Here is a 22,298-nt window from a genome sequence, read left to right on the forward strand (position 1 = left end):
CGGTGATTGATCGCCTCGAGAGTTTCCAGCGCTGAGTAGTCCACTTCGTTAACGGCGGAGAACATCAAAACAACATGTTTGACCTTCTTCCGCTCGGCAAGGCGACTGAAGATCAGTTCTTCCAGAAAGCCGGCGTTTACGAAGTAAAGGCTCTCGTCGATGCGCAGCGTCAACACCGTAGGTGCGGTTTCGACATCGTGGCGCAGGACATTTCGAAAGTGCTCTGTCCCGGGCACACGACCCACTTCCGCAACATGCGGTCGAGACGTCTTGTATAGATGCAGAAGTACTGAAATCGCCACTCCGGACGCGACGCCGACTTCAACACCTAGACCCAGCGTCAGCAAAACCGTTGCAGATACCGCGATGAAATCCGCACGGGAATAGTCCCATGTTCTGCGCAATATCGAAAAATCAACGAGGCTCAGAACCGCCACAATGATTGTGGCGGCCAACGTAGCGTTTGGCAGGAAGTACACCAATGGCGTCAACGCCAAGGCGGCGATCGCGAGGCCAAGCGCAGTATAGGCGCCAGCAGCAGGAGTTTCAGCGCCAGCATCGAAATTGACGACTGATCGCGCAAATCCCCCCGTGACCGGGTAGCCTCCGGTGAACGCTGCGCCTATGTTGGCTGCGCCCAGTCCGATAAGTTCCTGGTCCGGATCAATCCGTTGACGTTTCTTGGCAGCCAAAGTTTGCGCGACTGAGACGGATTCGACAAAGCCAATCACTGAAATCAGAACCGCCGGAACCAACAGCGCTGCAAGCAAGTCGGGCGCAAATACCGGCAATGTAAGCGGCGGCAGGCTTTGCGGGACTTCCCCAACGATTTTCACACCCATTTCGACAAGATCTAGTGCCCAAACCGTGACCGTAGTGGCAACTACGGCGGCAACAGGTCCCGCCTTCGTTAGAATATCAGCAAGCGCCGCCGGAGCACCCAGCCTCAATAATCCGGGTTTTAACCATCGGCGGGCCCAAAAAAGGAAGGCCGTCGCACTAAGGCCGATAGCGAGCGTAACCCAATTCACCTCATGCAAGTGCGCAGCAATCGATGCGAGGATCTTGAGCAATGTATGTCCGTGAGCATTCACACCCAAAATGTGTTTGAGTTGGCTGGCGGCGATCAAGATCCCAGATGCTGTGATAAACCCCGCAATCACCGGGTGGCTCAAAAAATTAGCCAGGAAGCCTAGCCGCAAGAACCCCAAAAGCAACAGGAAACTGCCAGAAAGAAATGCGAGGGTCAGTGCCGCAACCGCGTAACCTGCCGTGCCTTGTTCAGCAACCTGACCGACCGCCGACGCTGTTAATAGTGAGACAACGGCAACCGGGCCAACCGCTAACGCGCGACTGGTTCCAAATATTGCGTAAAGAAGAATTGGCGCGATGGATGCATACAGCCCCGCTTCTGGAGGCAATCCAGCCAGGAGCGCGTAGGCCAAGGATTGGGGTATCAGCATGATGGTGACGATCACCGCCGCCATCAGATCGTTAGAAAGCTCTGCCTGTCCATAGCTGCGAGCCCAATTCAGAACCGGTAGATATTGCGCCGCCCGCATCCTTACCTCCCGCTACGCCGCAGTGTCTCGTCGTGCGCGCCACAGCGTTGCAGCGCGCTGACCGCTTCGGCAGTAGCCAAGGACAGGCTCGGACAGCTCTGCCAACGCCTTAGAAAATGCAATGTGGTTCGCTTCTGTTGCGCCGGAGGGTTTGACCGGCACATAGCGAGCTTGAAGACCTTGCGCCTTGGCGCATTCTTGGATCTTGCCAAAAGTAGGCTGACCCTTTTGTTCGCCGTCAGGACGCACACAGATTAGCGAGCGAAATCCAAGCGTTTTGGCTTCCGCCAAGTCATCGGTCTCCAATTGACCGCAAGTACTGAAGTCGTCGGAAATTTGGGTGATTTCCATCGCTCTCATCCTTTCAAAATCAGAGTTTGTTGACCGGAACCTTGAGCATGGGGTTGCCGTCCACGTCAGTTGGCACCTCACCCGCACGCATATTTACCTGAAGTGATGGGATGATCAGCTTCGGCATTGCCAGCTGAGCATCTCGTTCCATGCGGAACTCGACGAACTCTTCTTTTGATTTGCCACCACCAACGTGGATATTGTGGGCTTTCTCATCGCCGACGGTTGTTTCCCAGGCGATGTCCCGCCCGTTTGGTCCGTAGTCATGACACATGAAAAGTCGTGTTTCGTCCGGCAAGCTCAGGACTTTTTGAATGCTATCGTAAAGCGTTGCTGCATCGCCGCCGGGAAAATCTGCGCGGGCCGATCCCCCATCCGGCATGAACAAAGTATCGCCCACAAAAGCCGCATCCCCTGCGACATGTACCATGCAAGCCGGCGTATGGCCGGGGGTGTACATTGTGAACACCTGCATATTGCCAACCATGTACGTATCGCCGTCTTCGAAAAGCTGATCGAACTGGCTGCCATCACGCTGGAACTCGGTACCTTCGTTGAAGACCTTTCCAAACGTGTCCTGCACGATCATGATTTTTGAACCAATGCCGATTTTTCCCCCAAGCTTTTCTTGGATATACGGCGCTGCACTCAAATGATCGGCGTGAACATGGGTCTCAATAATCCATTCCAACTTCAGATCTTGGCTTGCGATCTGATGGATGAGGTCGTCTGCGTGATCGTAAGTGATGCGCCCCGCCGCGTAGCCAATGTCCATTACGCTATCGACAATGGCACATGAGTTCGAGGTTGGATCTTTCACAATATAGCTGATGGTGTTCGTCGCCTCGTCGAAGAATGCCTGAACGTCCGGCTTGATGTTCATATTCACGGGATACGTCATCTGATTGTACTCCTGGGAGGCTGAGGGAAATCGGTGACTATGCCGCCGACTGAACAGGACGCGCGAAAAGGAGCCTGCGCAGTACAAACCCGGCAAGAACGGCAACCAGAAAGAGAGCGACTTCCCAACGCCCGGTACCAAGTGCCGGTATTGCTGCGCCGGGGCAGAAGCCTGCAATTCCCCAACCGATGCCGAAGAGAGCCGAACCACCAACCAATCGCTTGTCTACGGCCGTCGCGCTTGGGATCTGAAAACGCCCGCCAAAGAGCGCCGTTGTTTGCCGCCAGGCAAGTCTGTAGCCGAAGAAAGTGACTAGGAGCGCACCACCCATAACAAAGGCGAGGCTGGGATCCCACGTCCCGGCAATATCGAAGAAATTCAGAACTTTGGCCGGATCCATCATGCCCGACACAGCGATACCAACGCCAAAGATCAGGCCAGTAAACAAAGCAAAAACAAGTTTCATTGCATTATACTCCAAAGACATGACGGATCAGGAAGACTGTGATTGCAGCTGTGACCATGAAGGTCAGCACTGCCACAAAAGAGCGAACAGAAAGCCGAGATAGTCCGCAAACACCATGCCCTGAAGTGCAGCCAGACCCGAGACTGGCACCCAGGCCGACGATCACACCACCGATAACGATCATAGTCGGGCTGGCAGGTACCGTAAGTTCAGGCATTGCACCGGTCGCAGCATAGATCAGGCCTGGTGCGAGCATCATTCCCAAAACCAAGGCTGTTCGCCAGGCGAATTCCTCGCGGTTTTCTGGGAATGCCAAGCCGGACAATATGCCCGTTGCACCCATGATACGTCCCAGTCCGAGCATCAAAAGCACGGATCCAAGTCCAATTGCGAGCCCACCTCCAAATGAGGCGATCGGCGTAAACGCGGTTTCCATCAGGCGTCTCCGGTTGTTCATGTTGCAACCTGATTACCGGCCGGCACCTTACTCTTCAGTGACAATGTCACTTAACGCAAAGAATTCATGCGCTGTTCGCCAAACGCTCCAATTGAGGTTTGTTCTGGAGGGTGATCCGCCCTCTCGTCTGAAGGATAAGTCCGCGCTTTTGAAAATCGTTCAGTATGCGTGAAACGACCTCACGCGCTGTCCCTAACTCGTTTGCCAAAGCCTGATGCGTCGCCTGGATTTCGGAATGGCCTTCTCCTAGCGCCAAAAGGCGCTCTGCCAGTCGAACGTCCATTCTGCCAAAGGCGACATCGTCGACCACGCGCAGAAGATCAATCAACCGACGAGAATAGGCCGAGAAAACAAAACCGCGAAAACTGTCTTCTTCAGCAGCCAGCCTATCAAAAGAGGTTCTTGGTAATGTGATGGCCGTAACGTCGGTCTCGGCAATACCCTCAGCATTATAAGCTTCTTCGGACAGCATGCAGGCAGTGGTCAGCACGCAGCTCTCTCCAGCTTCAACGCGATACAGCACGATTTCTCGCCCGGCATCAGAGCTTTGGGAAACGCGTATGCGGCCGACATGCAAAAACATCAGACTGTCCGGGATGTTGTCGGGTCCAAAAACTTGCTGGCCCTGCTTGTACGAAACCACGCGTGCTTCATGTAGAAGCTTATCTCTGACCCGCCGAGGTAGATTTCTCGTGCCAAGAAAGCTTTCGGTCCAATCTCCGACAGTTGTCTTCAATTTATGTCCTATGCCCTGTGCGTTCGGTTCACTGGTTCCTTACAAAGATGCGGTGGCACGCGATCTGGATCAATGGCTCTCTTCGCTTTTCAGACGAGCTAGATCCGAGCATCGCCCAACATTGGACAGCCCGACTTGCGATTAACGCACGGCTCAGCTCTTTGGCCGCTTCGGGCTCAAGGAAGTCATCTGAGTCTTTCATTCAGATGCCGGTTTAGGAACGGATAGCGGTCATTGTTGGTGGTCATTCCGAGGAATTTCGCCTGAAGGTCTGCATTAAACGGCAGCGGACTTTCGCTGAAATCTGCTAAATGGCAGAGTTGCGGACAAAACCGACCTTCACTCAAAGCTGATCAACTGATGGTTTCGGCGCTTATCCGTGGTAAGACTGGCTGGATTAAAGGGAGGGCGGTTATGAGAAAATGCGTTCTAGCCGTTGAATTAGCGTTGATGATCGCGGCGGGTCCGGTGTTTGCAGATGGCGATTGCAAGGATCTCTGCAACGCGGAGTTTTATACAACAGCGACTGCCGCCGATGTTCAGCATCTGCTCGACCAAGGTGTCGATTTAAACGCACGGGATGATGTCGGGAAATCAGCGCTACACTGGATCGCGACAGCAAAGCCGGAAGTCATTTCCACGCTTCTGGAGGCGGGGGCGAACGTGAATAGCAAGGACCAATGGGATCGAACGCCATTGCACTTCGTGGCAGCCTCGGGATCAGTGGAGAATATCCGGTTGCTGTTGGATGCCGGGGCTGAGGTGAACGCGAAGACCAGCAATGATTGGACACCCATCCATGGTGCCGCAAAGTTTGGATCGGAAGATCAGATCATGGTCCTGCTTGAAGCAGGAGCGGATGCCGGGGCTAGGACTGAAATGGGCGAGTCTGCCTTCGCCTTCGGGGTTGGTAACGAGAAGATAGCAGGAACGGACGCACTGAAGATGCTGGAAGACAGCCAATAAAAGAGATTTGGGAGAAGGTCGGATTCAAACTTACGGTACGCTTCGCTAACCGCCTGATGCTGATGCAGAAAACTTCGCGGCCGCGCGTCCACCAAATCGCGTAGAAAGTTTCGGCAATGCAGTGCGATTTTTGCGAAAGCGGTCAACCGCTTCATCGCCGAGGACCATGAGGTCGAGGCGAAACCCTTCATCTGGCGTGCCGATCCGGACCTCATCATCGCCAGCCGCAATCGAGGCTTCCAGGCGCCGGAGGTGGCCCGCCAATAGTTCAGGGGGTACCTTTGGTGCTTCCGGACAGGGCTTGGTTAAAGCCGCGTCACCCAGCCAAAGCCGCAAGCAACTCACGCGCCGATGCCCGATCTTCCGGGCAGTCCCCGTCTGCGATGCTGTCGTGGACGGTCTGGAGGAGAGAGATCGCCTCGGCGTTCCTTCCCTGATCTCGCCAGAGACGGGCAAGGTCTATGGCCGCGCGCAGTTCCCATAATTTTCCGCCTTGCCGCTGGGCGACGGCGAGGGCCGTAACGAGGCATTTTTCTGCAGTCTCGGAGTCGTCATCCGCCATGGCGATCTCAGCTTGCACCCGGTGGAGGTCGGACAGGGTGTAAGTCTCGCCTGTTTCGTCGATCAACTCTTGCGCTTTCATGGCCAGTTCGGCCGCATCGCCGTGAAAGCCCATCGCCAGTGCTGATCGGGCAAGGTCAACGTGAAAGCTCACGATAAACAATTTGAACTTTATAGCGTCAATTGCTGCTCCGGCCTTTTGCCATCTTTCCATACTGGTTTTGTCGCCGTTATATGCCGCCAAATTTTCGATACACATCGGTATCATAGCCGACCAGAGCGCCAGATTATGTTCCTGAGCAATAGGCGATACTTCGTTAAGACATCGCTCAACGTCATGACGGCCACCGGACGCCAAGCCATATATAAAACGCATATTCAGCAGATAGCAGATTGTCTGGATATGATCGGTCGACTTGGCAACGCTCTCAGCCTCGTTCAGGTGAGTCGTGGCTCGCTCTGTCTGACCCAGCATCAACGAGTTCATTGCCTGGAAAACGTGGATTGTGACACCAATATCCTGCCCGAACTGGTTCGCGAGGCCCGCATGTGCGATGGAGTCATAGTTGGCCAGGGCAACACCCAGATACCGTTGCGCTTCTGCAAAGTTACCCATCAAAAAGTGCGAGGCGCCTGCAACCCTATTGGCGACCACCATTGGGGGGGTGTTCGGCGCATTGGCAGTCTCCTCGACAAGCGCTTCCGCGCTTCGCAAAGCCTCTCTGTGCTGCCCTCTGGCTCCCTTGCCAATCCACAAACCGTACAGAATTGAATACCGCATCGGGGTCTCACCGACCTTGTCCGCAAGAACCAAAGCCTTTTCAAACGACTCTAGTGTTTCGTCGGCCGTGAACCCCTTGCGGGCGAGAAGGGTCATGCTGAGAGGCACTTGCAAGCCAAGCGCGCGTTCAAACGGCGGGACGTCGCTGTTTTCCAGTTGAGGGGTGATCAATTCAATTGCCCGACCAAGATGTGAGATCGCTTCGTCGAAAGCCGGCAGTGCTATGGCGGCCTTGCCGGCGGCTGCCCACAGATCGATGGCGCGATCGGTTAGGTTTGCGGCCTCCGCGTGGGTGGCAAGGACTTCAGGGGCGATGTCAGAGTCGGTCTCCAGCGCGCTGAGAATGCGATTATGAACGGCGCGGCGATTTTCCTTTAGCAAGCTTTCATAAGCGGCGTCGCGCACCAGCGCATGCTTGAACAGATATGTCGCCTCGGGTGGAAGGCCTCGACGGTAGATCAGCTCAGCTGCGATCAGACCGTCCATGGCCTCGGACAATTCCGCGTCTGGCAGGGGTGAGATTTGCGACAGCAGTCCGTGGCTGAACTCCCGCCCGATACAGGCGGCGGTCTGCGCGACTTCCTTGATTGGGTTCAACCGGTCCAGCCGGGCCATCAGGCTGTCATGCAGCGTGGTGGGAATGGCGATAGCGCTGAGCGGGCCGTTCAACACGTATCGCTCGCGGTCCTCTTTCAACGCGCCGGATTCGAGGATTGTCTTGGTTAGCTCTTCCACAAACAGCGGCACGCCGTCGGTGCGCTGCGCAATGATCGTCATGATCTCATCCGGCAGCGCCTTGCCGTCGGTCAGTTTTGCCACGATAGCGCTGATCTGATCCTTACCCAGACGGTTCAGCGCAAACTTCGTAACGATGGGATGCCCACCAAAACCATATTCGTATGTCGGGCGGGCGGTGGCGAGGATCATGACGGGCTGGTCTGCTATCTGATCCAGCAAGATGTCCAGCAGTTCCTGCGAGGTTGGGTCGACCCAATGCAGGTCTTCGTAGACCAATAGCAAAGGTTTCTCAGCGGCCTGCTGCACAAGCAGGCTCGCTAGCACCTTCATTGTCTGAGCGCGTTGCTGTGCTGGCGTCAGGTCCAACGCGCCATAGCGGGCCTCGCCATCCAGCCCCAGCAGAGGCGCGACGAGCCGCAGAGTATCCTGATCATCGCCGAGCAGTGTTTCCAGCTTGTCCAGCCGCGTTTCGGCGTCGTCCGACGAGGCGAACCCTGCCGCGAAGGACATCTGCTGGATGACGGGATAAAATGCGCTGTCCGCGTGATACGGAGAGCACTGGTAGGTCATCCGAATGTTGTCTTCTTCTATAGTGATCTGGTCGATGACAGCCCGCGTGATACGGGACTTGCCGATTCCCGCCTCGCCGCTGACGATGACCAACTGACCCTGGCCGGACCGAGCCAGCGCCCAGCGTTCGGTCATCAACTCGATCTCACGCTCGCGTCCAACGATAGGCGTCATCGCGCCTGACTGGCGGGCGGCGAAGCGGCTCTCGAGAGCAGTCTCCCCGTCAACGACAAACGCCTCAACTGGTGCGCCTACGCCTTTGAGGTCCTGAGCTCCTATGGACGTCAGTTTGTATGTGTTTCCCAGCAGTCGTCGCGTTTCCTGCGGCAGCACAAGCTGGTTGGGCTGCGCAACCCCTTGCAGCCGTGCGGCCAGGTTGGGCGTTTCGCCGACCACCGCGGCCTCTTGTGTCGCCCCACTACCAATCATGTCACCAACGATCACCACGCCAGTGGCAATGCCGATCCGCGTGGCAAAGGGCGCGCCGTTGGGCGCTTTGGTTTTCCTGACGGCTTCGATGATCGACAAGCCCGCCCGGACTGCGCGCTCGGCGTCATCCTCATTGGCGCGGGGCCAGCCAAAATAGCACAGCACGCCGTCGCCCATGAACTTGGCGACGAAGCCTTCGTAGCGGCTGACGACGCCAGCAACCGTGTTCTGATAGGACGTGATGACATCGCGCATGTCTTCGGCGTCCATCCGGGTCGCCATTTCGGTCGAGCCGACAAGGTCGACGAACATGACCGTCAGGTGGCGGCGCTCGGCGTCGGTTACTGGAGCAGAGGCAGGGGCACGGTTGGTCGGGACGCCCGGCGCAGCGGGCGCGGCATCAGGTGCGTCGGTGGGTGTAGAATTTGCATTGCCTTTCATGGCCGTTATCGCGCTGCTCGCTCTGCGCCTCGGACCCACTGGCAGGCCAATTTCCTTCAGATCGTCATCGGTCAATTCCGAAAGATCTGAGTATTCAATCTCTGCGTCGACAAATGCTTCAGCATATTTTTGCAAACCGAGTTCAGCGAGCCAGTTTTGAATGTCGGACAAAGTTCAGCCTACCTCGTTGCCGTCAATTGCCAGTCGCCAGAGAGCAACGGCACACTAGAGCTATCATGAACAGCTCGCGTCTGCCATAGACGGTGATCCGGCCGAATGGAGGCGCCATGACCGGTGACAGTCACCCAGACGAGCCCGCCCGCTACGCTGCATTGGTCACTTTGGGCTCGAAGCAGTCATTCGTTGCGCAGTGCAGCAATGACCGCTCTGCGGACTTAGTTGCCGTTGAAATTTCCCGTCAGATTATTGTTACCCAAATCATGTGCAACGCCATGTAGATTACAATTAACGAGCCTAGGGTATAAAAGGTCGCTCGAATTTCATGGGATTGCTTGGTCGCATAGGCCAAAAAGTGTGCGAAACGCACGGCGACGAACCCGTAGAGTAGCAGCTGTGCCGACAACAGCGCCGGATCAGCCAACACAAAGAGCAATCCAGCGATCCAGAACGCTGGAATGTTCTCTAGGTCGTTCCGATGAATTCGCCGAGAACGGTCGACGTAGTCGTTAGTATTGAGCTGAGATGGATCAGGGTTTTTGTTTATGAGGCCCGTCCTGAGGTCTTCAGGACTCGCCCATCCACCACCTACTTTCAGCATGCGGTGTACCGTCATCCAACCCTGCCCCATAACTTTCACTACCATCAGGGAGGCTGCAATTGCGTACGTTACGAACACTGGGTTCTCTAAGTTCAACAAATCCATATTTCCAAGCCCCATTCTGCTTGCCTACCGTTGGTAGAATAGATAACCTACCAACGGTAGTCAGGCAAGGGGTAACTTATGACCGATCTTAAAACCGACGGGAAAATCATTGATGCGGCGCAAAGACTACTGGCAGACGGTGGTTTTGGCGCAGTCTCTTTCGACACGATTGCGCGCGCACTTGGCATTACTAAGCAATCGGTACTTTACTGGTTCCCCACAAAAAGCGATTTGCTTGCCGCCATGTTTCTCGATTGGTTGGGCGAAGAAACCAATGAGGCCGAAACAAGCCTGCTATCTGTAAAAACTTCAAATGAGGCCATTGACGCGTTCGTTCGGTCAATCACGCGGTTCCATACATCCAACCTTGACCGCTACAGGATGATGTACCTCGCCCCCCAGACGCTGAAGGCAGGAATGCAAGAGGTACGAAACAGCGATGTTCTCGAGAAAATCCACGTTACCACATCGAAATTGTATGACGCCTTAGCTGCAAGACTCGACGGGCCACCCGAAAAAGCTCGCCAGACGGCATTTGCGATTCACTCTGCCACCTTGGGACTCGTACTGATGCTTGGGCTCGCTGACGGCATCGTCGATCCACTGAAGCACTCGGAGGCCGAGCTCGTTTCTGCATTGATTGCGAAACTGTCCTCATAACAATCAAGAAACAACGCGACCAGAGGGAGTAGGCAATTTACGAAATCGTCGAACTTAGATGAAGTATTTACCATAGGCCGTTTAACAACCAATTGGCCTTGGGTTCGTCTACAATGTGCGTTTTTCCGTAGTGACTGTAGACCTATTTTGTCGAATTTGGAGCAAAATCTCTAAAAATTGCGAAAACTTTACGGGTCTGAGACCATGAATGTTAGTTTTCAACCGTTGTTTTTTAACGAGTTGAATATGTTAAGACTAGGTGAATGGAAGCTATTGCCTGCAAAAAGTAGGCTCTCCCAGTATTTCTCCCTTGGGAATAGCTCCCAATCATCTTTCAAAGCGTTTTTGGAAATAGCCGGCCCAATATGCGTTCTTGCAGTTTTGCTTGCCTATAGCCTTCATAAGGCTTCTGCCGCGAGCTACGCATCGATCCTCATGTGAAACAATTTAGCTTCGACCGAGATGCCAGGTTCTTTGCTTAAAGATGTTGCAACAACTACTGGTCTTAAAGCGGGCATTCGCTTCAATTGCCACAAAGTCTGACCGCTAAAAACACAATTCATGACCAGACTGCTCCAGAGGCCTTCAAATTCAGACCGACGTGAACACAGGCTAGGGCATGATTGTTCGTTGGTTCATTAAATGAAGTCTCCAAAGAAAATGTAACAAATGCAACAACAGTATGAGTTCAGTGAAATTGAAGGAACACCGCGTGAAGATCTATTCTGTATTCGTTTGGATGCTGGCCCTGACCTTGATGGTTGGCGTCATCGATGTGGCTTCCGCCAAAGAAAAAGGCGGGAAGTCAAAAGACAAGAAAGTTCAGTTGGATGGCAAGCCGGATAAGGGTCAGAAAGCTGTGCCGCCAGGGCAAATAAAGCGCTATACAAGAGGAGCCAAACTTCCCGCCGACTTGGATTACTCGGACATCGGCGACCTTTCCAACTGGAAATTGAAACCTCCAGGAAAAGGAAATCGTTACATACGCGTCAACGATGAAATTTTGGAAGTTTCTGATGATCTTTCGACTGTCGTCGATGCCGTTGGCATCGTTGGTGACCTTGCTAAGTAAAACGGCTGAATCATAACCCCTGGACTCAACGCGGTCAGCTGATTGATTTGGTCAGATGTCGGCTTTTGGACGGATAGCAGACCCAACGTTGCAAAGCGCCAACGTCCGCCTTGCGGACTTTGCTGCCATTGACCCGCTTTCACCGAAGGACCGCAGACAGCCCCAATCGGTCAATCGTTCCAACGTCGGGGATGACGAAAGCAGACGTTTGTTGCGCCTTGGCACATTTGTTGGTTTGCGGATAATTTGACCAAGGCGCTTGGCAGCGGAAATCCTGAAAGCGATGTATCGCATATTGGTGCTTTGTGCCAAATGGAGCCGCCGAGCCGCAATGCGACGCGCATGCCGTCCCATTGCCTTTTCTTCTTTTTGCGGCTGTAGTCTTATTCGCAAGGGTCGTCGGGTGACCTGGTGTGAACGTCCATCCCGGGTAGGGAGATTATGAGAAAACCGGAATTGTTCAGAGATATTTCCTGTTGGCTGCTCGAACGCGCTTTAACGGATGCCGATCTTGACGAAACAGTGGCCGGTCTGGGGCGCAGGCTGGTGCAGGGCGGTGTGCCGGTATTTCGGATCAATTTTGGCTCGATGCTCCTGCACCCTGTCCTAGGCGCGCTGGATCTCACCTGGGATGCCCTCAGCGATAATTGCCGAAGCCAAGCCGTGCCCAGGACCGCCGCCAAGACTCCCGAGTTTCAAAACGCGCCGTTCTACCGGATGGTCAAAAACAAAACGCCGTTTGAACGCTACAGGCTGAATGACCCTGAGGTGCGCGCTAAATATCCGTTATTTGAAACACTGGGCGGTATTGGCATTACCGATTACATTGCGCTGTTTGCATCTTATGGGCGCAAAACGCCCATGACGTGGGCTGACCTTCCTGCCGGTGTCGAAGGTGCCATCGCTTCGTTTGCCACCAAACGGACTGGCGGGTTTTCTGCAGACGAAGTAGAAGACCTTAAAAGCCTGTCGACGCCGCTTGCTCTCGCCATGAAAGGGGCCAGCGACCGGAGCCTCGCTAAGACACTTCTGGAGACCTATCTCGGCAAAGCTTCGGGGGCCCAAGTGCTAGATGGCCTAGTCGATCGGGGCGATGGCAGGGTGATCAATTGTTGCTTGTGGTTCAGCGACCTGAGACACTCGACGAGGATGGCGGCCGAGCTTGATATCGAAAGCTATTTTGCCACCATCAACGACTATTTTGATTGCACGGCAGACGCCGTGCTCGATCATGGCGGGGAAGTTCTCAAACTGATCGGCGATGCGGTTATGGCGGTCTTTCCGTTCGAGGACGGAGTCAGACCTGCGGACAACATGTGTCTGACCGCAGTCATGACAGCTCGCGATGCCCTCGGCCGGCTGGCCGAAAAAAACCGGACCAGGGCTGAAGATGGACTGGTTGAAATCGAATTTGGTATCGGTCTTCATGCCGGCAAGGTCATGTATGGAAATGTCGGGACAGTCCGGAGGCTCGATTTAACAGTGACCGGTTCGGCTGCCAACGAAGTTGAGCGATTGGAAGGTCTGTGCAAGCATCTCGCTGTGCCCGTGATCGCGTCGGAACCGTTCAAGGCGATCTATGGCCAGGAATTGGCGTCACTTGGTCGCCAAGATGTCGCTGGCATCGACGGTGGGCTGTTGGCTTTCACACTGCCCGAATTTGGCAATACGCCATTAAGAGTGGTCAAAACATAGACCAAGCTGCGCATCCGTTATCCTAACACATCATCAATCTCGGTTATTTTATTTGTGGGTCAGCTTTTTGGCTTCCGAGGGCCGTTGTCTTTTGTTTGATCCATGTGACCCCTATGGGTCGATGCTTGCGCATTTGAGTGAATTCGGATTTTTTTGTCTGCGACGTCGATTGAACGTTTCGAAATGGCTCTGATCAGAAGTTCGAAACCTCAGAACGAATGTCCGCTTTTCAGAAAACAGATGGAGTTTGCAATGTCAGTTTTCTGCGCATTCCTGTCGTTGGGGCATCGTGCAGCATCGGTCAATTTCGGGCTCAGAGCGGACACTCGACAAATTTGACTGATCGTCTGCTCTGAGGACATTGCAGTCATTGACCTAAAGATACATGATCACCACCTGACGGGATTTAGTGGAGACACCATGGCAGACGAGAGAGTGAGCCACTGGGAGGAGGCCTACCGCGAGAAAGACGATACCCAGCTGAGTTGGCATCAGGATGATCCCTCGATCTCGTTGGAGCTCTGCGACGTGGTCGGCGTCGATAATGCCTCCTCTGTGATAGACATAGGCGGAGGCACTTCACGCTTCGCAGAACGCCTGATCGAAAGAGGACTGAGCGACGTTTCTGTGCTCGATGTATCCAAAGCTGCGCTTGATCGATCTCGTGGACAACTTGGCGCCGTAGGCGAGCAGATTGAATGGATCGCAGCCGATGTCACAACCTGGAGCCCGGAGAGAAGCTATGATCTATGGCACGATCGCGCCGTATTTCATTTCCTTGTCGATGCGGACGACCGTTCCGCCTACCGGGACCAGTTGTACCGCTGCCTTCTCCCAGGTAGCCATGCGATTATCGCAACGTTTGCGCTCGACGGTCCGAAGAAGTGCAGCGGTTTGCCAATCGTTCGCTATGATCCAGAGGGGCTATGCGAGGTATTAGGCGATCGTATTTCCCTGGTCACGCATCGGGAGCACACACACCATACTCCTTGGGGAAGCTCTCAGTCCTTCCAATTCAGCTTGTTACGCGTGGGCCAGTAGCGCTGCTGTTGCGCTGCTAATGCGCTTCGGCACGACTGTGACATCCAATGGCCTTGCTCATGCCTTCGCTGCAACTTTACTCATCCGGCGGCCGTCTTGCGGACGAAGTCGCCCTTCGGTTTCTTTCCAAGCCTGCGCATGATAATCTTTGATAATTGCACTTTGCTCGGAGGAGGATGACCTCTGAAACGCAGGCTGACCGCCATACTTGCAGCCGATCTGGTTGGGTATTCCCGCCTTATGAACTCGGATCAAAGCGGAACGCTCAGCGCGTTGCGAGAGCTTCGATCTGGGCTTTTTGACCCTTCTGTAGTCGCGCATCGCGGCAATTTAGTGAAATGCATGGGGGATGGTTGGATAGTCGAGTTTCCATCAGTCTCTGACGCTGTGACCTGTGCTGTCGCCATTCAGAACTCTTTGGCCAGCGAGAATACACTGAAGTTGAGAATTGGGATACACATAGGTGAAGTCGTTTTCGAGGAGGATGATGTATTTGGTAATGGCGTTAACGTCGCCGCTCGTTTGGAAGCGCTTGCCGAAGCCGGGCAGGTTCTCATCTCCGGCTCCGCCTATGAATGCCTGGACAGCAAAACGGCTTGCGCGTTCCAAGGCGGAGAAAACCGTGAGCTTAAGAACATTGATCGACCGGTGCCAGTCTGGTGGTGGGGGGACGCCGAGTCTGTAGATCCGCTTTATGATTCTGAACCGCCTGGGTCCCCTGACGGAACTGCGATCGCCGTATTACCATTTGACAACATTTCAGGCGACCCTGAACAGGAATATTTTTCGGACGGGTTGTCCGAAGACATAATTACGGCTCTGTCGAAACACCACTGGCTCGAGGTCGTCGCGCGCAACACGACCTTTGCCTACAAGGGAAAATCCCCGAATGTTCGGCAGCTCGCCGATGACTTGGACGCCGACTACGTTGTCGAAGGCTCGGTCAGGAAAGCGGGTGCGCGCATTCGAGTCACGGTTCAGCTGATTGACGCATCGACTGGCAACCACGTGTGGGCGGAAAAATATGACCGTCAGTTGGAAGACATCTTCGATGTTCAGGACGAGATCACGGAAACAATTGTTGGCAGACTGGAGCCCGAAGTCGGAAATGCGATCCGGCGCAAGTTAGAAGATACGCCGCGCCGAAACCCCCATGCCTGGGACTGCTATCATCTTGGGCTTGCGCACTTTTACAAGTTTACTGCCGTAAGCAACCGTGAAGCTCAGAGGTTGTTTCTCCAAAGCCGCGAACTGGACCCCAGTTTTCCCGAGGCACATGCCTGGTGGGCTTATGCCACGATTCTCGGGATGGTGTATTGGGACACGGAACCGGATTCTGCCCTTATGGACGAAGCGCTGGCTGCCGCACGCACCGCCGTTTCAATGGATAACCAGAATGCGCTGCTCTACATGCTGATGGGCAGAGTCCAACTGGCCCGCCGGGAATACCGCAGCGCGCTGGCTGAGAATGAAACTGCAATCAAATTGAACCCGACTCTGGCTCCAGCATATTGCGGATTGGGAGACTCACTTTCCTATGAGGGACGATACGAAGAGGCGATTGCCAATTTCGAGAAAGCCGTGGAGATGAGCCCTAACCATCCGCAGCTTTGGGCCTTTCTGAGCTATGGCGCGCTGACTCTGCTTTTCGATCACCAGTTCGAGAAAGCTCTGGACTGGGCAGAGCGGGCTCGCGATGTGCCAAATTGCCAATACTGGGCCACCGCGCATGCAGTCGTGGCGCTTGCCAATCTCGGGCGGGACAAAGATCTGGCGAAGATGGTGCATAACCTAATGGTGGAAGAGCCGAAATTCTCGCGGTCATTCGCAAAAAAGAAGCTGTTCTATCTGAAGCGGGACGATCAAATGGAACTTTACCTTGCAGGGCTTGCAAAGGCAGGTATCCCGGCCTGATTTTTCCTGTGATCGGCCCTTGCTTTGCCGCTTGTCTTGAATGCTTGCGTCAGGTCAAGCCGAATGACCGCAAAGGGTTCGGAGCGGGACTTAATCTCCCGCAGGAATTGCTTGTCCGGTGACGTTTTGAAAATCGCTCTGCGGTGGCATTTATCCAACCTGTGAATGCACCAAAGTTTCCTCAGGCGAGCGTGATCAGCCACCCGCCCCAGACAATCAAAACCACGCCCAATCCTCGACTCAGAATCCGCCCGAATGGCAACGTCTTTTCTGCCAACACTACGATTGTAAGAACGGCAACCCACGGCAGGTTCATGACGCCCAATACAAACAACAGCACCATCAGCATCCAGCAGCAACCAAGGCAGTAGGCCCCGTGGTGAAGCCCCATCTTCGCGGCACCCAGGGTTCCCTCGTGCCAATGAGCCGTCAGAAAACTCATGGGCGAGCGGCAATGCTCCAGGCAAGCGTTCTTGAGCGGCGTCCACTGAAACAACCCGGCGAGTATCAACATCACGCCGCCCACAGTCGGCGCAACCCTCCCCATCATCGAGGAAAGCGCGCCGCCCGTGTGCAGCCACCAATTCAATACCGTCGCCGCCAGCGAGAACACCAGCCAAACCAACAGATACCCCACCACGAAGCTACCCGTTGGCACGAAGGGTCGCCCTGCCTCCTCCCGCTTCGCGCGGACCCGCTCGTAGATCATTACGGCGGGTGTAACCGAAGGCAGCATCATCGCGAACATCATCACCGCCCACATGATAAGCATGAAGACAATATCCGCGACGGACCACTGCATCATCATCGGCATGGCCATGTCGCCAACCATCGTCATCGAGGACGAACCTCGCCCGAGGTAAATTGTATAGGCCCACGCCAGCGCCGTGAGCGCGACTAGCGCTGCCAGCACCAGCGCCCGATCTCGTCGTGCGACCCCTACAGCATTCATTAGGATGGCCTGAAGATCCGGCCCGGCCTCAGCCGGCCCAAGCGACTTGTCCGACCACACCCGACCGGCCCGCCCAGGTCACGGGCATATCCGCGTCGTTCCAAGTGGTTCCATCACTGGGGGCCAGATCACCTTCATGCCCCTCATGCCCGAAGGCGAGGCTGAACGCGGCGTTCTGCAGTTTCATCTTGTTGCCGAGGTCATTGACCAGGCGACGGGATTTCATCTCGCCTACACCGGCCACGCTTGCAGTTATTTCGCCATCGGCCTCGGTCACGCTGATCCCGGCGCGTTTGGTTGGAAGCCAGGTCGACAACAGGCTTGCCGGCACCTCCATGCCGCCACCGGACGCACCCTGCAAGATAGTCTCCAATGCCGCCGCCTGCGCATCGCTGGCGTTTTCGTCAATGTACACTCGCCCGGTGCCGTTGGCGTCAAACAGTGTCGGCCCGGGGAAATGCAATGAGACAATCGCATTTTGGCCAGAAAGGTCCACGCCTTCATGAGAGCCCTCGCTAATGCGTATCAACAGGGACGTCGCGCAATACCCTTGGTCCAAGAGCATAAGGTCAGCTTGTCCGAACCAGCATGGGCAAAGCATGTTGCAATTGCAGGTTTCGACGAGTTCCGCTGAAACATTCCAAGCCATGATTTCTCCTCCCATCCCATATTTTCCACGGAGGCATTTTAGCAGAAAGGCTGCTTTTCACCAATCAACCAGAAGGTTAAACATGTCTCCTCAGGGCTCAGAGCTGCCTATCCCTACAGCTTACATGATTAGCTGGTTGGCAGCCCAAGCCGGTCCTTCGCAACAAAGCCGCCATTCGTCACCAAGCGATCCAAACCGAAATATCATTGGGTTCGAAGCTTAACTGATTTGATCATGCTGGTTTTATCAATGTTCCCAGATATGCCCGAGTGTCGGCATCCCACGAGCTGGGGTCCTCTCCATGAGCGACCACCGCGTGCAGTTCCATGAGCTTCCAGACTTCATCTTTGGTCGCTGCGATCACTTTGCCTGGGCAGGCCTCCATGCCCTCGCAATCCTTGCAGGCATATGAAAATGCGGTGTTCATCATTTTCTCCTCTTTCTGGACGGGAAAGTTGATCAAAACTCAGGAAACGTCGGGAGACCGTCGTCGAGTTTTATCCATGGCTGCTGATGTGACACGAAGACGTGGGCCTTGGGTTTCGCAATCGATGGGTCGTCCAACGTTACAGCAGAAAACCACGCGTCAGCGCTCCAGTCTTGGCCCTCAACTTCATTTAGTGCGGCATAGGTCAACGTCGTTCCACAGTCCCGACAAAATCCGCGGCGAATACCCGGAGTTTTCTCAATGTGTTGGATTTCGCCTTTGATAACGGCGAAGTCTTCGGCGGCTACCTTAGCCCAAGTTACAAAGGCACCGCCAAGGGCCATTTGGCATGAACGACAATGGCAATGTCCCGACCAGACAGGTGGTGTCGCGATCTGGTATCGAACCGCACCACAGTAGCATCCACCTTGAATTTTTTTCATCGTATCAAGATCTCCTGGCATGCGGCTAGGCTGACATCCGTGATGATGCCTATACCTATTTTTCTTTGAGCTTATAAACAGATTTCGATATGAATATTGTCAAGAAAACCGATATCATGCGACTCAAATAGTCTAACAAAACATTAGAAAATCTACAGTATGGATTGGTTGCACCTTCCCCCGATGAACGCTTTGCGCGCCTTCTCAGCAGTTGCGGAAGCAGGGAGTTACACCGTGGCGGCTGAACGCTTGAACGTGACCCAAGCGGCCGTCAGCCAGCAGGTAAAATCGTTGGAAAGGCATTTGGGTGTAGCTCTCGTTGCCAGACGTGGGCGCAGCATTGAATTGACAGAGCCAGGCATCATTCTGGCACGTGAACTGGGTATCGGTTTTGAAATTATCGGAAGGGGTGTCGAACGACTGGCGGAACATGCAGGGCACCGCCCCGTTCAAGTGACCATGTCACCCGCATTCGCGGTAGAGTGGCTATTGCCGAGAATGGCAGAGTTTCAACGTCAACATCCAGAGATCAATTTGATGCTGAACCCAACCTCGGAGCTGGTTCAGATAAAGCCAGGTGGTATCGATGTCGCCATTCGGTATCACGATAGACGCATGTCAAGAAAAGAAGAGGATACTGTCCTTGTTTCCGACATGGTCGTGATCGGAGCACCTTCACTGGTGGAAGGCCAAGATCTGCGTGACCCGGCCTCTTTAACGAAGCTGCCCTGGTTGCAGGAACTGGGCACAAACGAGGCGGCCGACTGGTTCACCTATCATGGGGTCGTACCTCCCGAGCCATTGACCATAAATCACATGCCAGGGAACCTGATCATGACTGCGGTTCGTCGGGGTGACGGTATCACGTATTCTGCCAGAGCTTTTTTTGAGGACGATCTGTCATCTGGTCGGATGATTGAGTTGTTCTCTGAGCCACTCTTCGGCGTCTATTACATCCAGACGCAAGCAGAATATCAGCGTCCCGAGGCTAAGATGTTCGTCAAGTGGCTTAAAGCGCAATCACAAGCCGTATCGGCACACACGTCCGAAAACTGATCTAGTTACAGTTGGAAACCTTGGATCCAAGCTAGGCTCGAGGCTGTCGCGTAGCTTATTTGTTCGAAGTAGAAATCAAGTGATCAACTACGTACTCCGCGTCCTCGCCCACGCCATAAAACAGGCCTGACCCTTGTGAATGCATCCAGTGCAGTCCGCAGAAGTACAGGCCATCTACATCTGTAATACCTCGCTCATATTGCGGATATCGGACGAATTCATGGCTGACATCGATGCCTCGCTCGCGCAGCAGGTCTTCGACATTCCGCAAGGAAAGCGGAAACCGGATGTACAGCATCACCGCCAGGCGGATGATCTCGGGACTGGTTTTGAAGTACTTGAATGGCGATTGTTTAATCATGCGTGAAGGCTACGAGAGCACCCTACCCGCCTCAACCCAAGTTCTTCTGACAAGACCTGGCATCGTATGGCGCGGCCTTGAAGGAGATTGGCGCTGCAGGCAGACAGGAAACCGGTCGCTGGTTGAACAACAGGGCCGAGAACTCGCATCTGCCGTTCCGACGACGAGAGCGGGCGATGCTGCGTTTCAGGCGGATGCGAAGTTTGAAGAAATTCGCATCCGTCCACGCTTCAGTCTACAATCACTTTAATCAGGAACGTAGCCTTTCAACGAGACCAAATTTCAAGCTCAACCGCGCTGCCGCTCTTGATGAGTGGCGTGGTCTTGGCGCGAGTTAATGGACAGTGTCACTGGCCTTGTAGAGACTGGTTCGAATTAGTCTGCCAGCACCTTTGTGATCACCAAGGCTTCTCGAACGGAGCAATTTTCTACGCGACGCCTCAGTTAAGTGCGTCCTTTGTCGCTATGTCGACGGCCCCAGCCAGCAGCGTGTCCGGATCGGCCTCACACACCTGTTCCAATCGGTCGATGAACTCAACTCTGAGAGTTGCACGCTGCTCCTCGTCCGGTATCTCGGCCTCAACGTCGAACTCGCGATTGAAGAGGGAAACCGCCACCATCAATCCGACAATTTCAGCGACTTTTTCCTCATCGTCGGGATAGTTGGCCAGAATGCTCTCACAGCTGTGGTGCATGTGCGGCATGGCCGCGTTGAGAATGCGGTCCATTTCTTCGTCAGCAAATGCACTGCCTACGCACCCGATGACAAATGCAACTGTAGTTGCGGAGCATTTCGAAAAAAGAGACATTATCTTTCTCCATTTTAATTTCATTTGACGAGCTTGATGACTACTTTTCGCGATCTAACGTTTCTTGTTGTAACCAGCGATCGCGCCCACGACAGCACCGCCGGTCGCTCCATTGCCGCCGCCTACAATGTAACCGACCCCAGCCCCTATGGCTGCGCCACCCATCGTATTCTTCGTACGCTTGCTCAATGCGTCTGCTGGCGTCGGTAAAACAGTTCCGATGCCCAGTGCTGTAATGAGTAGCACAGCCAGATGGTTGCGTGTTTTTAGCATGGTCTTTTCCTCCATGGTCCGATTGCAAATTGTGAATTTTCAACGCTTTCTGCGAGATGCATTTCTTCCGTCTCTGGGTTGGCAACTGTGGATTCAGTCCGCCACTTCCATTTCGGGGAAGGTCCAGCTTCCATCAAGGATTTCAGCACGGGGCTCGTACATCCGAATTGAATAGTTCCAGCCGGGCGTGATCGGAATGCAATTGATCTGACCAACCTCGCAACCGCCCATATGTATGGTCGTCGAGCCGTCATCATTCTGTTCGGCGGTCACGCTATTGTAATTGTTCACGCCCAGATCATTCGCTTCGAGATATCCTTCCGCGTTGTAGATCGTCACGGACCAGAAGCCGTCAACTGGCACGTCACCCACCGTGACCCTATAAGGCGTGTTACCGTCATTTTCCGAGACGCTATCCATGGTATACATCGCTGCGCTTGCCGGCAGTCCGCCCCAACCGGCGGCCGCGCCGATGATGTAGGAGGTCGGATCGACTTCATCTTCACGACCGAAGGCCCTCGACGCCTCAAACCCAAGCCCAGCTGCAAAGTCACTCAACGCTCGTCTGCCGACCGCGAGGGCTTCCTGGTCCCAAACCGGGGCCTCGAAGGGGCCTGCACCACCGCCCTCAACGACGATGGCATCCTGCGCTGCGTGCGCTTGGCTCACATCATTCGGGTCGGTTGGATTGGCGAAAGTCCGGATCGAGACCTGCGCAAACTGCGAACCGACGTTCTCCTCGGTCAGATCGTATGTGCCGGGCGTGGCCTCGACAAACATGTAGTGGTCCTGGTTGATCACCTGCATGGACTGATACCGCCCCTCAATCTCGGGCAGTGTGATCCGCACAGGTTCCGACAGATCCAGAACCATGGCGGTGTAGAGTGTATCCTGATTCATACGGATAACCGGCTGGTTATCCGGCGTCGTTGGCTCCCGAAGGTGGAACACTTCTCCAACATCGCCGCCCTGTGTCGCCAAAGTGGCGCGAAACATCGTATCGGTCTCAGCCCGCACGAAATTCTCGACATTGACCTCTTCGGCGTACGCGGCGGTCGAGATGCATAGCGCTATTGTTCCTACAAGATACTTCATTGTTTACTC

General features: G+C 54.5%; 22 protein-coding genes and 2 pseudogenes. 8 read left to right on the forward strand and 16 right to left on the reverse strand.

The window, feature by feature from the left end; all coding sequences use genetic code 11:
- The 6 genes from RUA4292_RS03615 to RUA4292_RS03640 all read right to left on the reverse strand — a co-directional run.
- The coding region (locus RUA4292_RS03615; protein ID WP_058276357.1) for a SulP family inorganic anion transporter at nucleotides 1–1,562 on the reverse strand (1,562 nt) is incomplete at its 3' end.
- Between the two features lie 12 nt (nucleotides 1,563–1,574).
- Nucleotides 1,575–1,913, reverse strand: coding sequence for a protein tyrosine phosphatase family protein (locus tag RUA4292_RS03620; protein WP_058276358.1), 339 nt, complete (start codon nucleotides 1,911–1,913; stop codon nucleotides 1,575–1,577).
- Nucleotides 1,914–1,932: 19 nt separating this feature from the next.
- Nucleotides 1,933–2,814 (reverse strand): MBL fold metallo-hydrolase, encoded by an 882-nt coding sequence (locus tag RUA4292_RS03625; RefSeq protein ID WP_058276359.1) that lies wholly within the window; start codon nucleotides 2,812–2,814, stop codon nucleotides 1,933–1,935.
- 37 nt (nucleotides 2,815–2,851) lie between these two features.
- A complete protein-coding gene (locus tag RUA4292_RS03630) occupies nucleotides 2,852–3,280 on the reverse strand; it encodes a DUF6691 family protein (protein ID WP_058276360.1) in 429 nt (142 codons plus the stop codon).
- A 4-nt stretch (nucleotides 3,281–3,284) separates the two neighbouring features.
- Entirely contained in the window at nucleotides 3,285–3,716 is a 432-nt protein-coding gene (locus RUA4292_RS03635; protein ID WP_058276412.1) for a YeeE/YedE family protein, read from the reverse strand.
- 85 nt (nucleotides 3,717–3,801) lie between these two features.
- Entirely contained in the window at nucleotides 3,802–4,380 is a 579-nt protein-coding gene (locus tag RUA4292_RS03640) for a Crp/Fnr family transcriptional regulator (protein ID WP_442475949.1), read from the reverse strand.
- Nucleotides 4,381–4,887: 507 nt separating this feature from the next.
- Here RUA4292_RS03640 and RUA4292_RS03645 point away from each other — a divergent pair.
- Nucleotides 4,888–5,439, forward strand: coding sequence for an ankyrin repeat domain-containing protein (locus RUA4292_RS03645; RefSeq protein WP_158506937.1), 552 nt, complete (start codon nucleotides 4,888–4,890; stop codon nucleotides 5,437–5,439).
- Nucleotides 5,440–5,755: 316 nt separating this feature from the next.
- On the opposite strand, the gene RUA4292_RS03655 is transcribed toward RUA4292_RS03645, so the two are convergent.
- Together RUA4292_RS03655 and RUA4292_RS03660 are read right to left on the reverse strand one after the other, a co-directional pair.
- Nucleotides 5,756–9,130 carry an AAA family ATPase gene (locus RUA4292_RS03655; protein ID WP_058276363.1) on the reverse strand — a complete coding sequence of 1,125 codons (3,375 nt, stop codon included), beginning with the start codon at nucleotides 9,128–9,130 and terminating at the stop codon, nucleotides 5,756–5,758.
- Between the two features lie 247 nt (nucleotides 9,131–9,377).
- A complete protein-coding gene (locus RUA4292_RS03660; RefSeq protein WP_058276413.1) occupies nucleotides 9,378–9,842 on the reverse strand; it encodes an MAPEG family protein in 465 nt (154 codons plus the stop codon).
- A gap of 78 nt (nucleotides 9,843–9,920) precedes the next feature.
- Here RUA4292_RS03660 and RUA4292_RS03665 point away from each other — a divergent pair, with 78 nt between their 5' ends.
- From RUA4292_RS03665 to RUA4292_RS03700, 5 genes are all read left to right on the forward strand, one after another.
- Nucleotides 9,921–10,502, forward strand: a complete 582-nt coding sequence (locus tag RUA4292_RS03665) for a TetR/AcrR family transcriptional regulator (protein WP_058276364.1) — start codon at nucleotides 9,921–9,923, stop codon at nucleotides 10,500–10,502.
- 712 nt (nucleotides 10,503–11,214) lie between these two features.
- On the forward strand, nucleotides 11,215–11,574 hold the full coding sequence (locus tag RUA4292_RS03675; protein WP_145974847.1) for a hypothetical protein: 360 nt from the start codon (nucleotides 11,215–11,217) through the stop codon (nucleotides 11,572–11,574).
- A 546-nt stretch (nucleotides 11,575–12,120) separates the two neighbouring features.
- Complete coding sequence (locus RUA4292_RS03685) at nucleotides 12,121–13,269, forward strand: adenylate/guanylate cyclase domain-containing protein (RefSeq protein WP_158506941.1); 1,149 nt, start codon at nucleotides 12,121–12,123, stop codon at nucleotides 13,267–13,269.
- A 420-nt stretch (nucleotides 13,270–13,689) separates the two neighbouring features.
- Nucleotides 13,690–14,310 carry a class I SAM-dependent methyltransferase gene (locus RUA4292_RS03690; RefSeq protein WP_058276369.1) on the forward strand — a complete coding sequence of 207 codons (621 nt, stop codon included), beginning with the start codon at nucleotides 13,690–13,692 and terminating at the stop codon, nucleotides 14,308–14,310.
- Between the two features lie 204 nt (nucleotides 14,311–14,514).
- Nucleotides 14,515–16,224: an adenylate/guanylate cyclase domain-containing protein gene (locus RUA4292_RS03700; protein ID WP_267885445.1), complete on the forward strand. Its 1,710-nt coding sequence runs from the start codon at nucleotides 14,515–14,517 to the stop codon at nucleotides 16,222–16,224.
- Between the two features lie 181 nt (nucleotides 16,225–16,405).
- Here the strand turns inward: RUA4292_RS03700 and RUA4292_RS03705 are convergent, their stop codons facing one another.
- The 4 genes from RUA4292_RS03705 to RUA4292_RS03720 form a co-directional block, all read right to left on the reverse strand.
- Nucleotides 16,406–17,176 carry a DUF2182 domain-containing protein gene (locus tag RUA4292_RS03705; RefSeq protein ID WP_058276414.1) on the reverse strand — a complete coding sequence of 257 codons (771 nt, stop codon included), beginning with the start codon at nucleotides 17,174–17,176 and terminating at the stop codon, nucleotides 16,406–16,408.
- A 28-nt stretch (nucleotides 17,177–17,204) separates the two neighbouring features.
- Nucleotides 17,205–17,825, reverse strand: a complete 621-nt coding sequence (locus tag RUA4292_RS03710) for a DUF1326 domain-containing protein (RefSeq protein ID WP_158506943.1) — start codon at nucleotides 17,823–17,825, stop codon at nucleotides 17,205–17,207.
- 232 nt (nucleotides 17,826–18,057) lie between these two features.
- A complete protein-coding gene (locus RUA4292_RS03715) occupies nucleotides 18,058–18,252 on the reverse strand; it encodes a DUF1059 domain-containing protein (RefSeq protein WP_058272354.1) in 195 nt (64 codons plus the stop codon).
- A 32-nt stretch (nucleotides 18,253–18,284) separates the two neighbouring features.
- Nucleotides 18,285–18,716 (reverse strand): GFA family protein, encoded by a 432-nt coding sequence (locus RUA4292_RS03720; protein WP_082636984.1) that lies wholly within the window; start codon nucleotides 18,714–18,716, stop codon nucleotides 18,285–18,287.
- Nucleotides 18,717–18,878: 162 nt separating this feature from the next.
- Here RUA4292_RS03720 and RUA4292_RS03725 point away from each other — a divergent pair, with 162 nt between their 5' ends.
- Nucleotides 18,879–19,751, forward strand: a complete 873-nt coding sequence (locus RUA4292_RS03725; protein ID WP_233493335.1) for a LysR family transcriptional regulator — start codon at nucleotides 18,879–18,881, stop codon at nucleotides 19,749–19,751.
- Nucleotides 19,752–19,959: 208 nt separating this feature from the next.
- On the opposite strand, the pseudogene RUA4292_RS03730 reads toward RUA4292_RS03725, so the two are convergent.
- Nucleotides 19,960–20,112 (reverse strand): annotated as a pseudogene (locus RUA4292_RS03730) (IS6 family transposase); the annotation flags it as partial.
- Between the two features lie 56 nt (nucleotides 20,113–20,168).
- Here RUA4292_RS03730 and RUA4292_RS03735 point away from each other — a divergent pair.
- Nucleotides 20,169–20,450 (forward strand): annotated as a pseudogene (locus RUA4292_RS03735) (DDE-type integrase/transposase/recombinase); the annotation flags it as partial.
- 102 nt (nucleotides 20,451–20,552) lie between these two features.
- Here RUA4292_RS03735 and RUA4292_RS03740 read toward each other — a convergent pair.
- From RUA4292_RS03740 to RUA4292_RS03750, 3 genes are all read right to left on the reverse strand, one after another.
- Nucleotides 20,553–20,921: a YmgD family protein gene (locus RUA4292_RS03740; RefSeq protein ID WP_058276375.1), complete on the reverse strand. Its 369-nt coding sequence runs from the start codon at nucleotides 20,919–20,921 to the stop codon at nucleotides 20,553–20,555.
- A 54-nt stretch (nucleotides 20,922–20,975) separates the two neighbouring features.
- Nucleotides 20,976–21,194, reverse strand: coding sequence for a YMGG-like glycine zipper-containing protein (locus RUA4292_RS03745; protein WP_145974849.1), 219 nt, complete (start codon nucleotides 21,192–21,194; stop codon nucleotides 20,976–20,978).
- A 93-nt stretch (nucleotides 21,195–21,287) separates the two neighbouring features.
- Complete coding sequence (locus RUA4292_RS03750; protein WP_058276377.1) at nucleotides 21,288–22,289, reverse strand: DUF1214 domain-containing protein; 1,002 nt, start codon at nucleotides 22,287–22,289, stop codon at nucleotides 21,288–21,290.
- Nucleotides 22,290–22,298: the final 9 nt, after the last annotated feature.

Source organism: Ruegeria atlantica, from assembly GCF_001458195.1.
GTDB lineage: Bacteria > Pseudomonadota > Alphaproteobacteria > Rhodobacterales > Rhodobacteraceae > Ruegeria > Ruegeria atlantica.

Coding starts and splice junctions, on each gene's coding strand:
- RUA4292_RS03620 (WP_058276358.1), bottom strand. CDS start 1,913: ATGGAAATCACCCAAATTTCCGACGACTTCAGTACTTGCGGTCAATTG.
- RUA4292_RS03625 (WP_058276359.1), bottom strand. CDS start 2,814: ATGACGTATCCCGTGAATATGAACATCAAGCCGGACGTTCAGGCATTC.
- RUA4292_RS03630 (WP_058276360.1), bottom strand. CDS start 3,280: ATGAAACTTGTTTTTGCTTTGTTTACTGGCCTGATCTTTGGCGTTGGT.
- RUA4292_RS03635 (WP_058276412.1), bottom strand. CDS start 3,716: ATGGAAACCGCGTTTACGCCGATCGCCTCATTTGGAGGTGGGCTCGCA.
- RUA4292_RS03645 (WP_158506937.1), top strand. CDS start 4,888: ATGAGAAAATGCGTTCTAGCCGTTGAATTAGCGTTGATGATCGCGGCG.
- RUA4292_RS03660 (WP_058276413.1), bottom strand. CDS start 9,842: ATGGATTTGTTGAACTTAGAGAACCCAGTGTTCGTAACGTACGCAATT.
- RUA4292_RS03665 (WP_058276364.1), top strand. CDS start 9,921: ATGACCGATCTTAAAACCGACGGGAAAATCATTGATGCGGCGCAAAGA.
- RUA4292_RS03690 (WP_058276369.1), top strand. CDS start 13,690: ATGGCAGACGAGAGAGTGAGCCACTGGGAGGAGGCCTACCGCGAGAAA.
- RUA4292_RS03705 (WP_058276414.1), bottom strand. CDS start 17,176: ATGAATGCTGTAGGGGTCGCACGACGAGATCGGGCGCTGGTGCTGGCA.
- RUA4292_RS03710 (WP_158506943.1), bottom strand. CDS start 17,825: ATGGCTTGGAATGTTTCAGCGGAACTCGTCGAAACCTGCAATTGCAAC.
- RUA4292_RS03715 (WP_058272354.1), bottom strand. CDS start 18,252: ATGAACACCGCATTTTCATATGCCTGCAAGGATTGCGAGGGCATGGAG.
- RUA4292_RS03720 (WP_082636984.1), bottom strand. CDS start 18,716: ATGCCAGGAGATCTTGATACGATGAAAAAAATTCAAGGTGGATGCTAC.
- RUA4292_RS03725 (WP_233493335.1), top strand. CDS start 18,879: ATGAACGCTTTGCGCGCCTTCTCAGCAGTTGCGGAAGCAGGGAGTTAC.
- RUA4292_RS03740 (WP_058276375.1), bottom strand. CDS start 20,921: ATGTCTCTTTTTTCGAAATGCTCCGCAACTACAGTTGCATTTGTCATC.
- RUA4292_RS03745 (WP_145974849.1), bottom strand. CDS start 21,194: ATGCTAAAAACACGCAACCATCTGGCTGTGCTACTCATTACAGCACTG.
- RUA4292_RS03750 (WP_058276377.1), bottom strand. CDS start 22,289: ATGAAGTATCTTGTAGGAACAATAGCGCTATGCATCTCGACCGCCGCG.